General features: G+C 71.6%; 10 protein-coding genes. 4 read left to right on the forward strand and 6 right to left on the reverse strand.

What is annotated here, in order from left to right:
• The first annotated feature begins 122 nt into the window (after window positions 1-122).
• Together CITRIK5_RS09745 and CITRIK5_RS09750 are read left to right on the forward strand one after the other, a co-directional pair.
• A complete protein-coding gene (locus CITRIK5_RS09745) occupies window positions 123-1,175 on the forward strand; it encodes a ferredoxin reductase (protein WP_044659332.1) in 1,053 nt (350 codons plus the stop codon).
• 67 nt (window positions 1,176-1,242) lie between these two features.
• Window positions 1,243-2,541: an acyl-CoA desaturase gene (locus CITRIK5_RS09750; protein WP_159833601.1), complete on the forward strand. Its 1,299-nt coding sequence runs from the start codon at window positions 1,243-1,245 to the stop codon at window positions 2,539-2,541.
• 40 nt (window positions 2,542-2,581) lie between these two features.
• On the opposite strand, the gene CITRIK5_RS09755 is transcribed toward CITRIK5_RS09750, so the two are convergent.
• The 3 genes from CITRIK5_RS09755 to CITRIK5_RS09765 all read right to left on the reverse strand — a co-directional run bounded on the left by CITRIK5_RS09755 (window position 2,582) and on the right by CITRIK5_RS09765 (window position 6,644).
• A complete protein-coding gene (locus CITRIK5_RS09755; RefSeq protein ID WP_225348928.1) occupies window positions 2,582-3,478 on the reverse strand; it encodes a sugar ABC transporter permease in 897 nt (298 codons plus the stop codon).
• Window positions 3,479-3,564: 86 nt separating this feature from the next.
• Window positions 3,565-5,202, reverse strand: a complete 1,638-nt coding sequence (locus CITRIK5_RS09760) for an ABC transporter permease subunit (protein ID WP_095695106.1) — start codon at window positions 5,200-5,202, stop codon at window positions 3,565-3,567.
• 119 nt (window positions 5,203-5,321) lie between these two features.
• A complete protein-coding gene (locus CITRIK5_RS09765) occupies window positions 5,322-6,644 on the reverse strand; it encodes a maltose ABC transporter substrate-binding protein (RefSeq protein ID WP_044659341.1) in 1,323 nt (440 codons plus the stop codon).
• Between the two features lie 340 nt (window positions 6,645-6,984).
• Here CITRIK5_RS09765 and CITRIK5_RS09770 point away from each other — a divergent pair, with 340 nt between their 5' ends.
• Both CITRIK5_RS09770 and CITRIK5_RS09775 read left to right on the forward strand, forming a co-directional pair.
• Complete coding sequence (locus CITRIK5_RS09770) at window positions 6,985-8,004, forward strand: LacI family DNA-binding transcriptional regulator (RefSeq protein WP_049158353.1); 1,020 nt, start codon at window positions 6,985-6,987, stop codon at window positions 8,002-8,004.
• Between the two features lie 82 nt (window positions 8,005-8,086).
• Window positions 8,087-9,166, forward strand: a complete 1,080-nt coding sequence (locus CITRIK5_RS09775) for an ABC transporter ATP-binding protein (protein WP_020624545.1) — start codon at window positions 8,087-8,089, stop codon at window positions 9,164-9,166.
• Window positions 9,167-9,208: 42 nt separating this feature from the next.
• Here the strand turns inward: CITRIK5_RS09775 and CITRIK5_RS09780 are convergent, their stop codons facing one another.
• The 3 genes from CITRIK5_RS09780 to CITRIK5_RS09790 all read right to left on the reverse strand — a co-directional run bounded on the left by CITRIK5_RS09780 (window position 9,209) and on the right by CITRIK5_RS09790 (window position 11,035).
• Window positions 9,209-9,688 (reverse strand): SRPBCC family protein, encoded by a 480-nt coding sequence (locus tag CITRIK5_RS09780; protein WP_078025646.1) that lies wholly within the window; start codon window positions 9,686-9,688, stop codon window positions 9,209-9,211.
• Between the two features lie 79 nt (window positions 9,689-9,767).
• Window positions 9,768-10,652, reverse strand: a complete 885-nt coding sequence (locus tag CITRIK5_RS09785) for an Ltp family lipoprotein (protein ID WP_123244452.1) — start codon at window positions 10,650-10,652, stop codon at window positions 9,768-9,770.
• Window positions 10,653-10,867: 215 nt separating this feature from the next.
• Complete coding sequence (locus CITRIK5_RS09790) at window positions 10,868-11,035, reverse strand: hypothetical protein (protein WP_160311879.1); 168 nt, start codon at window positions 11,033-11,035, stop codon at window positions 10,868-10,870.
• Between the last annotated feature and the right edge of the window lie 50 nt (window positions 11,036-11,085).

Genomic DNA, 11,085 nt, shown 5'->3' on the forward strand with positions numbered 1-11,085 from the left:
CGCCAGTCGGGGGCGGGGGTGGTCTGCGTCACACTCAATCTTGTCTCCTCGCGATGAAGTGATGGCCCAGATCGTACGCTGAAGACGAAGAACTGCGGCATGCCGAGCCATAGACTGGAGCCATGGTCGGCCCGTCTCTGTTCTCCCGTCTGGCGTCGACGCTCCTGCACCCGCTCGCCCCGCAGGACGTCCTCAGCCTGCTCGACCCCGTGCACTCCTCGCGGCAGCTGCGCGGCGTGGTCACCTCCGTGACGCGCGAGACGCCCGGCACCGCCACCATCGCCTTCCGCCCGGGCCCGGGCTGGCGGGCCCACGACGCCGGCCAGTGGGCCCGCATCGGGGTGGACGTGGACGGCGTGCGCCAGTGGCGCTCCTACTCGCTCTCCGCTCCCGCGGGCGCCGACCCCGAGATCACGGTGTCCGACATCGGCCTCGTCTCCGGCACGCTCGTGCGCCACACGAAGCCCGGCGACGTCCTCTTCCTCGACATCCCCGAGGGCGACTTCACCCTGCCGGACGAGCCGCGCCCACTGCTCATGCTCACCGCCGGCTCGGGCCTGACCCCGGTGATGTCCATGATCCGCACGCTCGTGCCGACGCGCCGGGATGCCGACGTCGTGCTCATCCACTCCTCCCGCACCCCCGAGGACGCCCTGTTCCGCGAGGAGCTGGCCGAGCTGGCCGACCAGTTCCCGGGCCTGCGCGTGGTGCACCACCACACCGCGGAGACGGGCCGCCTCGACCTCTCCTCCCCCGCACAGCTCGAGGGCCTCTGCCCGGACTGGCGCGAGCGCGCCGGCTACGCGTGCGGGCCGGCCGGGTTCCTCGACGACGCCGAGGCCCTGTGGCGGCGCGAGGCGGCCGCGGACCTCACCATCGAGCGGTTCCAGGCCGACTTCGCCCCGGGCGTGGCGGGGGCCGGCGGCCGCGTGGTGTTCGAGCACGCCGACGTGGAGGTGGACGCTCCCGGCGACGTGCCGCTGCTCGTGGTGGCCGAGGAGGCCGGCGTCGCCGCGCCCGCCGGCTGCCGCATGGGCATCTGCCACGCGTGCCTCACGCCGCTGCGCTCGGGCCGGGTCACGGACCTGCGGACCGGGCAGGTCCACGGCGAGCCCGGCGAGCTGGTCCAGACCTGCGTGAGCGCCGCCGCCGGCCCGCTGAGCCTCAGCCTGTGAACCTGACGCCCGGCCCGCGACCCGGGCCTCCCCGACCATCCCCGCCTCCCGCCCCCAGGAGCATCACATGACCCAGACCGCAGCGTCAGGTGTGTATAAGGGACAGGCCCCCGACCGCACCGGCGCCACCGCCCCGGACGATCTGGCCCTGGCCATCCCCGGCACCACCGTGCGCGGCCGCGCCGCCCGGGTCCTGCCGCAGGACCGCCCCGACACCACGAGCTGGGCTCCCCGCACCGCCGAGTCCCGTGCCGCCGCCACGACGCCGGGGCTGCCGGGCGTCGTCGGGAGCCCGGCGGTGCGCCCGCCCGGCGCCGCCCACCTGACGGACGCGCAGGTGGCCGAGCTGGGCCGGGAGCTGGACGCGATCCGCGACGACGTGCTCGCCCGCCGCGGCGCCTCCGACGCGGCCTACATCCGCCGCGTCATCCGCTGGCAGCGCCGGCTCGAGCTCGGCGGCCGCGCCCTCCTGCTCAACGCACGCCACCCCGCCGCGTTCGTGGCGGGAACAGCCATGCTCACGGTCGCGAAGATCGTGGAGAACATGGAGATCGGGCACAACGTGCTCCACGGCCAGTGGGACTGGATGCGCGACCCGGACATCCACTCCACCACGTGGGAGTGGGACTTCGTGACGCCGTCGCGGGCGTGGCAGAACACCCACAACGACCTGCACCACCGCTGGACCAACGTGGTGGGCAAGGACCGCGACGTGGGCTACAACGTCCTGCGCATGGACGAGTCCGAGCCGTGGCGGCCCCGCCACCTGCTCAACCCCGTGATCAATGCGGGGCTGGCGCCGATCTTCGAGTGGGGCATCGCGCTCTACGACCTCGAGCTGGACCGCGTGCAGAGCGGCGAGAAGTCCCGCGAGGAACTGATGACGGATCTGCGCTCCGTGGGCGTCAAGGCCGCACGGCAGTTCGCGAAGGACTACGTGGCCACGCCGGCCGTCGCCGAGGTGCTGACCGGCTCGGGCAAGGCCGCGCTCGTGGGCACGCTGCTCGCCAACGGCCTGCGCAACATCTGGGCGCACGCGGTCATCTTCTGCGGGCACTTCCCGGAGGGTGCGGAGACGTTCTCCGAGGAGATGGTGGACGGCGAGACCCGCGGCGACTGGTACGTGCGGCAGATGATCGGCTCCGCGAACATCTCCGGTTCGAAGCTGATGCACTTCATGACCGGCAACCTCTCCCACCAGGTGGAGCACCACCTGTTCCCGGACCTGCCGTCCAGCCGGTACGCCGAGGTGGCGCCCAGGGTCCGGGAGATCTGCGCCCGCTACGGCCTGCCCTACACGACCGGCCCGCTGCTGCGGCAGGTGGGCTCCGCGTGGAAGAAGGTGTTCCGGCTGGCGCTGCCGTGAGGCGGGAGGGGCGGGCGCCCCTCCCACCGCCGTCGTCGGCTCAGCCCTTCACGCCGCCGGCCGTGAGGCCGGAGACGATGTACCGCTGCAGGAACAGGAACAGCGCCATCACGGGCAGGGCCGCCAGCACGGCGCCGGCCGCGAACACGCCCCAGTTCTCGGAGCGGGTCTCCGAGACGTAGCCGTAGAGGCCCACCGCGAGCGTCTGCGCGGACGGGTCCGTGAGCACCACGGAGGCGATCACGAACTCCGAGACCGTGGTGATGAAGGACAGCAGGGCCACCACCGCGAGGATGGGGGTCACCAGGCGCAGGATGATCGAGAAGAAGATCCGCGCGTGCGAGGCACCGTCGAGCTTGGCAGCCTCGTCCAGCGACGGCGGGATGGTGTTGAAGAACCCGTACATCAGGTACGTGTTCACCCCGAGCGCGCCGCCCAGATACACGAGGATGAGGCCGAGCTGCGAGCCGATGCCCAGGACGGGCACCAGGTTGCCGATGTAGGTCAGCAGCAGGAAGATCGCCACCACCGCGAGCAGCTGCGGGAACATCTGCACCAGCAGCAGCGTCAGCAGCCCCACGCGGCGGCCCGTGAACCGCATCCGGGAGAACGCGTAGGCGGCCAGGGCACCGAGGAACACCGTCATCACGGACGTGATGACGCCGATGACCATCGTGTTGAGGAACCAGCGGCCGAAGGGCCGGTTCGGGTTGCTGAACAGGTCCACGTAGTTCTGGCCGCTGAACGAGGAGAACAGCCGGTTCGAGCTCGCCATCGTGCCAGTCGGGTCGAGCGACGCGGACAGCACGTACAGCAGCGGGAACAGTGCGAACGCGCTGGCCAGCACGCCCACCGCGTGGCGCCAGCCCAGCTCCCGCATCCAGCGGCCGAACGAGCGGCGGCGTCGTGGCGGGGCCGGGTCCTCCTCCCAGCGCAGCGGGTCCGTCTCCTGCTGCGCCAGGGCGGCGGCGAGGGGCGAGGTCGGGGCGTCCGGCCGGGGCCGTCCGGAATCCTGGGGGATGCTCACTTGTCGATCTCCTCGAGCGCCTTGGTCTGCCGGAAGCTGATCGCCGAGATGGTCGCCACGATCAGGAAGATCACGATGGACAGGGCGGAGGCCAGGCCGTAGTCGCGCCCCACCCCGCTGAACGCCGTCTTGTAGACGACCGTGATCAGCAGGTCTGTGGCGCCGATGTTCGAGCCCGCGTCGGGGAACCGCGGTCCGCCGCCGGTCAGCATGTAGATGATGTTGAAGTTGTTGAAGTTGAACGCGAACGAGGAGATCAGCAGCGGCGCCACCGAGACCAGCAGCAGGGGCAGCTTGATGGAGCGGAAGATGCGCCACGGGCCGGCGCCGTCCATGCGGGCGGCCTCGTCCACGTCCTCGGGCAGGGACTGCAGGGCGCCCGTGGTCACCAGGAACATGTAGGGGAAGCCCAGCCACAGGTTCACCACGAGCACCGACAGCCGGGCCAGCCACGGGTCGGTGAGCCACGGGATGTCCGCGCCGCCGAAGAACACGGTGTTGACGAAGCCGAACTCCGGGTTGAGCAGGCCGGCCCACACGAGGCCGGACAGGAACGCCGGGAACGCGTACGGCAGGATCATCATCACCCGGTAGACCTTCTTGCCGCGCATGTCCGAGCGGTTGAAGGCGATCGCCAGCAGCAGCCCGACGGCGAACGTCGTGGCCACGCTCAGGAACGCGAAGGCGAAGGTCCACACGGTGACCCGCACGAGCGGGTCGCGCAGCTCGGGGTCGGTGAACGCGCGCGTGAAGTTGTCCAGGCCGACGAACACCCGCCAGCCGGTCTGCAGCGTGCTGCCGTCGTCCGCCTGGAACTGGCCCTCGCCGTTGTCCCGGTACTCCACGCCGCTCTCGAGGTCCGTGAAGGTGTCCCGGGCCTCGTCGTACTCCAGACGCGGCGCGTACACGTACCCGCGGGAGCCGTCGCGCGTCTCCAGGGTGCCGTCCGCGGCGTCGTCGCTCAGCGGGACCTTCAGGCGGGCGACCTGGTCCTGACGCTGCAGCAGGTCGCCGAACCGCAGGGTGGTGTACCCCTCCACCCCCACCGGCTCCCCGTCCTGCATCTGGGCCTCGACCGGCTCCAGCGCCTGGTCCGCGCCGCCGAGGACGGGCTCCCCGTCCCGCAGGGTCAGCAGGTAGAGGTCGCCGCCCTCCTCCAGCACCGTGATGTCGTACACCGGGGAGTCCGGCACGCGGATGGAGGAGGAGCGCTGGATGATCTCGATCGCCGCGGCCTTGTCCGAGTTGTGCCCGGCGCCGTAGTTCGTGAAGGCGACGTAGGAGGAGTAGACCACCACGAACACCTGGAACAGCATCAGGAAGAACAGGCCGGGGGCGAGGTACTTGGCCGGCAGGCCGCCGCGGCGCAGGTAGATCCAGTTGATGCCGATCGTGACCGCCAGGGTCAGCGCGAACACCACCCAGTCCCCCGCGGCCGCGAGCTGGAACAGCAGGAACGCCGCGAAGGCGTCCACGAGGCCCAGCAGGACGATCTTGGCCAGCGTGCCGCCGAGGCCCTCGGTACCCCGGGCGTCCGCACGACGACGGCGGCCCGGGCCGGTGCGGCGCGCGGCGTCGTCGAGGGCGGCGGTGGCGGCGTCGGACCGGTCCGACGCGGTGGAAGACGGGCTCATGGTTCCTCATCCGGCCCGAGGGCCTGCCGTGGAAGGGGGGGGATGCGCGCCCCGAGGGCGCAGGGCCACGGTCCGCCTCCGGCGTCCCCGCGGGGACGCCGGAGGTGGACCGCGCCGGATCACTGGCCGATGCGGCCCTCGATGTCGGAGATCATCTTCTGCCAGGTCTGGACCGGGTCGCCCTCGCCCTTGATGATGCTCATCTCGGCGCCGCCCCAGAACTCGAACACCGCGCCCATCTCGGGGGCCGCCGGCATGGGGACGCCGTTCTCGCCGATCTCGCCGAACGCCTTCACGGTCTCGTCCGAGGCCGCCTTGTCGAAGGAGGCGGTCAGCGCCGGGGGACGCTTGCCCTCGGCGAAGAGCGCGTCCTGGGCCGCCTCGGTGGAGAGGTAGTTGACCACGAACTCATTCGCGGCCAGCTGGTTCTCGGACTCTGAGGAGACGAAGAAGGCGTTGACGCCCACGAACGGCTGCGCCGGCTGGTCGCCCATGGACGGGATGGCCTCGACCTCGAAGTCGACGCCGGCCGCCTCGGCCTCCTCGATGTTCCACGGGCCGGTGATGAAGTAGGCCGCGTTGCCGGAGTTGAACTGCTCCTTGGCGATGTCCGCGGTCATGTTCGGGTTCAGCACCCCGGACTCGCCGTACTCGGCCAGCTTCTCGGCGAAGGCCTCACCCTCGGGCCCGCCCATGGCCAGCGAGCCGGTGTCGTACGAGCCGTCCTCGGCCTGCTTGAACACGGGGGCGCCCATGGAGGTCTGGAACGGGTACAAGTGGTACGGGTCGCCGTTGACGGCGTCCAGGCCCACCACGAACGGGTACTCGGCCTCGCCGGCGTCGACGGCCTTCCGGCCCTCCGCGATCATCTCGTCGAAGGAGGCCGGGGTGGACTCGGCCAGCTCGGTGTTGCGCAGGATGGCGATGTTCTCCACGGAGTACGGCACGCCCCAGGTCTGACCCTCATAGGTGACGGCCTGCACGGAGGACTCCACGAAGTCGCCGGCTCTCTCGCCCAGCTCAAGGGGCTCGATGGTGCCGTTCTGCACGAGCGAGCCGATCCAGTCGTGGGCGCCGACGATCACGTCCGGGCCCTCGCCCGTGGGGTTCTGGGTGATGAAGTCGTCCTTCATCGTGGAGTTGTCCTTGACCACGAGCTCCACCGTGATCCCGGTGTCCTCCTTGAAGTCCTCCGCCACGGCCTGCAGCGGCTCCTGGCGGTTCTGGTCCACCCACATGGTGATGGTGCTGGCGCCGGCCTCGGAGAGGTCCTGGCTCGGGGACGCGGTGGCCGTGCCCTGCTCGGTGGCGCCGGCCGGGGAGGAGGACGCCGGGGCGGAGGAGCCGCCGCCGCACGCGGTGAGCGCGAGGGCGGAGAACGCCGCGGTGAGGGTCAGGCTGAGCGGGCGGCGGAAGAGGCCGCCGGTCGTCGTCGACTGCATGATGTGCCTTTCACGAGGGGTGGCCCGCGGCATGCGCCGGCCGTTGCGTCGCCGACGTGGGCCCCGCGGTGAGACGGCGCCTGCCCCCGGCGGCTGAAGGAGTCAGTCCCCAGGAGTGTAAACGCTTCCACTGTGATATGCCACACAGAGGTGCGCTCCCGCATGAACACGGGCATGCGGGAGTGGGGGCGGAGGTCAAGACCGGCTGAAACCGGAATGGAAGCGCTTCCACCACCGCGCCTGCCGTGCCGTACTCTGGTGCCACGCATCGACCCCCGGCCCGCCGCCGTCGTGCACCCGCCCCGCCGCAGAACCCCATGAACCGGGAGGAGGACCGCCGATGGTCGGCATCAAGGACGTCGCCCGCATGGCCGGGGTCTCCACCGCCACCGCCTCCCGCGCCCTCACCGGCTCCGGCCCCGTGGCGGCCGCCACGCGCACCCGAGTCCAGGAGGCCGTCGCCACGCTCGGCTACGTGGCGGACTCCGCCGCTTCTTCGCTCGCCTCGGGCCGCACCCGCAACATCGGGCTGGTGACCCCCTCCGTCCACCGGTGGTTCTTCGCCGCCGTGCTCGAGGGCGCCGCGGACGAGCTCGTGCGGCACGGGTACGACCTGACGCTCTACGACGTCGGCCAGGACCCGGAGCGTCGATCCACGGTCATCTCCGACCTGCTGCCCCGACGGCGGCTGGACGCCCTGATCACCCTCTCGTTCCGGCTGAGCGTGTTCGAGTTCGCCGGACTCGAACGCCTCGGCCGGCCCGTGATCGCCATCGGTGGCCGCCTGCCGGCGGGCGAGACCCTGCCCGACTGGTTCACCGCGGTCCAGGTGGACCACGCCCGCGCCGCCCGGATGGCCACCGAGCACCTGCTGGAGCTCGGACACCGGGACATCGCCTACGTGGGCCGCGTGGACGAGGACATCGAGTTCCAGGTCAGCACCGAGCGCACCCGCGGGTTCCTGCACGCCCTCGCCGCCACCGGGGTGCGCACGCCGGCCGACTGGATGGTGCCCGCGGACTTCACCATCGGCGGCACCTACCACCAGGCGCGCGCCCTCCTCGCCGACCCGCGGCGCCGGCCGACGGCGGTCATGTGCATCTCGGACGAGATGGCCATGGGCACCTGGATGGCAGCCCACTCCCTGGGGCTGCGTGTGCCCGAGGACGTGTCCGTGATGGGCCTGGACGGCCACCCCGAGGCCGCCCGCCTGGGCATCAGCACCGTGGACCAGAACCCGCTCGAGCAGGGCCGCCGCGCCGTCCGCCTGGCGCTCGGCGCCCTCGACGGCGCCGCCCACCCCCACCGGATCATGCACCACCTGGCCCTGCGGCCGAGAGCGAGCACCGCGCCGCCGTAGACCGTCAGCTCCGACCCTCACCCACCCCTCTCCTTCACCTTGGATCGTCGGGCACGTACCTGCCCGTGAAAGGAACCCCACCATGGCCTCCGTGACCTTCCGCTCCGCCAGCCGCCAGTACCCCGGCTCCCCCCGCCCCGCCGTCGACTCCCTCGACCTGGAGATCGCCGACGGCGAGTTCCTCGTGCTCGTGGGCCCCTCCGGCTGCGGCAAGTCCACCTCCCTGCGCATGCTCGCCGGTCTCGAGGAGCTCTCCCACGGCAGCATCCTGATCGGCGACCGGGACGTCACCGACGTGGACCCCAAGGACCGGGACATCGCGATGGTGTTCCAGAACTACGCCCTGTACCCGCACATGACCGTGGCGGACAACATGGGCTTCGCCCTGAAGATCGCCGGCGTCCCCGCGGACGAGCGGCGCCGCCGCGTCGAGGACGCCGCGAAGCTGCTGGACCTGACCGAGTACCTGGACCGCAAGCCGAAGGCCCTCTCCGGGGGCCAGCGTCAGCGCGTGGCCATGGGCCGGGCGATCGTGCGCGACCCGCAGGTGTTCCTCATGGACGAGCCGCTCTCCAACCTGGACGCGAAGCTGCGCGTGCAGACCCGCGCCCAGATCGCCAACCTGACCCGCCGTCTGGGCACCACCACCGTGTACGTGACCCATGACCAGACCGAGGCCATGACCATGGGCGACCGGGTGGCGGTCCTCAAGGAGGGCCGCCTCCAGCAGGTGGACACGCCGCGCAACCTCTACGAGCGCCCGATGAACGTGTTCGTCGCCGGGTTCATCGGCTCCCCCGCCATGAACATCTTCCGCATGCCCGCCACGCACGAGGGCGTGCACTGGGGCGAGACGGTCATCCCCGTGCCGCGGGAGGATCTGGCCGACGCCGGCACGGCGGTGGACCTCGGCGTGCGCCCCGAGAACCTGGTGGTCAGCGACGACGCCGCCGGCCTGCCCGTGGAGGTGGACACCGTGGAGGAGCTCGGCGCGGACGCGTACGTGTACGGTCACGCGACGATCGGCGGCGAGGAGCGGCTCATCACCCTGCGGACGGTGGGCTACACGGCGCCGGAGAAGGGGTCCGTGGTGCACGTGGTCCCGGACCCGGAGCGCGTGCACCTGTTCCACGCCGAGACCGGCGAGCGACTCAACCGCTGACGGCGGCGCGGGGCGCGCGACGGCGGCGGGCGGCGCCTGCCCTCAGCCCTGGCGCTCGGCCAGCTCCGCGAGCCGGTCGATCGACGCGCGGAGCTGCCCTTCGCCGGTCCGCAGCGCCTTCTGGACGCGCTTCGGGTCGGTGAGGGCGGTCCAGTCATAGGTGTGGGTGACGCGGCAGCCGCCCTCGTCGTCGCCCTCGACCTCCCACCGCCACAGCTGGCCGAACGGCTCCCCGCCGACCTCGGAGGGCTTCCAGGCGATGCGGCGGCCCTCCTCGAACTCGACCACGTGGTTCGCGCGGTCCACGCCCTTCTGCAGGGTCATGACGAACACGTCCCCGACGGCGGTCACCCGCTGCCCGGGGGCGGCCTCGGCCAGGTTGTCGTTGCCGTCCCACTCGGGCTGGCGGGAGGGGTCCGCGATCAGCTCGAAGACGACGCCAGCCGGCGCGTCGACGTGACGGGTCGCGGACACGACGCGGTCCTCAGGGGCGGGCAGGGCGGTCTCGTCGATGTGCTCCATGCCGTCACGCTAGACCTTCCCACACCGTCGTCGAGAGGGTCGGCGGACCGGGCCGGGTGCCCGGCCCGCCGACCCGGACTCACAGTCCGGCGGCATCGACGCCGTACTCGGCCTGGGAGGCGGAGTAGCCCTCGAACATGAGCTGGTCGATGAGACCGGCACGGGAGAACGCGGAGTGGCTCAGGTACGACTGGGCCTGCTTCGCGGCCTGCTCGTTGTAGTCGATGCCCAGGCCGTCGACGGCGGCCGTCGCGTCAGCATTCGAGTAGCCCTCGAACTCGAGCTGGTCGATCAGACCGGTCCGTGAGAACGCCGTGTGAGTCAGGTACGACTGGGCTTGCTTCACAGCCTGCGCCGCGTAGTCCACGTCCAGGCTGTCCACGGCCGCTGTGGCGTCGGCGTTCGAGAAACCCTCGAACTCGAGCTGATCGATCAGGCCGCTCCGGGAGAAGGCGGTGAAGCTCAGATACGACTGCGCCTGTCGCACGGCCTGCTGTCCCTCCGCTGACAGCCCGTCGCCACCCGCCGACGCGGCCGACTCCTCCTCGGCGGCCGCCGCGTCGACTTCGGCCGATGCCTCCGCCTCACGCTCCGCTTCCGCCACGGCCTCGGCCTCGGCCTCGGCGGATCGGGACGCCTCGGCTGCGGCGGCCGCGGCGGACTTCTCGGCCTCCCTCGAGGCGGCAGCGGCACGGCTGGCCTCGGCCGCCTGCGAGGACTCCACGGCACGGCTGGCGCTCGCCACCGCAGACGACGAGCCGGCCGCGCGGGACGAGGAGGGCGCCGCGCCGTCGGAGACCCGGCCAGACGAGGACGCCCCACTCGAGGACGATGCGGCGGAGGGCGAGCCGGCGGACGACCCGGCTGCGGCGTCCCCATCGACGGAGCATCCGGTGAGCAGGGCGAGCGCGGCAAGGCCAGCGGTCAGGAGTGCGGTGGGGCGGGCATGACGAGGACGGAGCATGGCGCTCTCCTTCGACGAGGGGAGGCGGTCGGCCTCCAGCGATAGGAAGCGAACACTCGGCGAGTGTTCACCATCCTCACAGTAACGACCCAGCGGACACGATAACGGTGTCCGCCCCGCGCAGGACATGGGCGCGGCCGTGATCCTGTGCGGTCTGGTCCTGGGTCTGGCGTCCACGCCGCGGTTCCTGTGCCGGGGCCGCGTGGCCCCCGACCTCAGATCAGGCCCAGCGCGGTGAGCTTGGCCGCGGTCTCCTCGTTGGTCGGCTCCACCTGGTGGTCGCCGTCGGGGAACACGACCACGGGGATGTCCTTCTGGCGCCGGGTGCGCAGGCAGTCGCGGCACCAGTCGGCGCCGTCGACGGTGAGGACGTTCTGACTCATCCGTCCAGCGTACTGAGGGGTGGGATGCTGGGGGCATGCCCGCCCAGCCC

This window comes from Micrococcus sp. 116 (assembly GCF_902506395.1).
GTDB classification, from domain to species: Bacteria; Actinomycetota; Actinomycetes; order Actinomycetales; family Micrococcaceae; genus Micrococcus; species Micrococcus luteus.

Bases quoted from the DNA above. Each gene is read 5' to 3' on its own strand.
- CITRIK5_RS09745 (WP_044659332.1), top strand. From the start codon at position 123: ATGGTCGGCCCGTCTCTGTTCTCCCGTCTGGCGTCGACGCTCCTGCAC.
- CITRIK5_RS09750 (WP_159833601.1), top strand. From the start codon at position 1,243: ATGACCCAGACCGCAGCGTCAGGTGTGTATAAGGGACAGGCCCCCGAC.
- CITRIK5_RS09760 (WP_095695106.1), bottom strand. From the start codon at position 5,202: ATGAGCCCGTCTTCCACCGCGTCGGACCGGTCCGACGCCGCCACCGCC.
- CITRIK5_RS09765 (WP_044659341.1), bottom strand. From the start codon at position 6,644: ATGCAGTCGACGACGACCGGCGGCCTCTTCCGCCGCCCGCTCAGCCTG.
- CITRIK5_RS09770 (WP_049158353.1), top strand. From the start codon at position 6,985: ATGGTCGGCATCAAGGACGTCGCCCGCATGGCCGGGGTCTCCACCGCC.
- CITRIK5_RS09775 (WP_020624545.1), top strand. From the start codon at position 8,087: ATGGCCTCCGTGACCTTCCGCTCCGCCAGCCGCCAGTACCCCGGCTCC.
- CITRIK5_RS09780 (WP_078025646.1), bottom strand. From the start codon at position 9,688: ATGGAGCACATCGACGAGACCGCCCTGCCCGCCCCTGAGGACCGCGTC.
- CITRIK5_RS09785 (WP_123244452.1), bottom strand. From the start codon at position 10,652: ATGCTCCGTCCTCGTCATGCCCGCCCCACCGCACTCCTGACCGCTGGC.
- CITRIK5_RS09790 (WP_160311879.1), bottom strand. From the start codon at position 11,035: ATGAGTCAGAACGTCCTCACCGTCGACGGCGCCGACTGGTGCCGCGAC.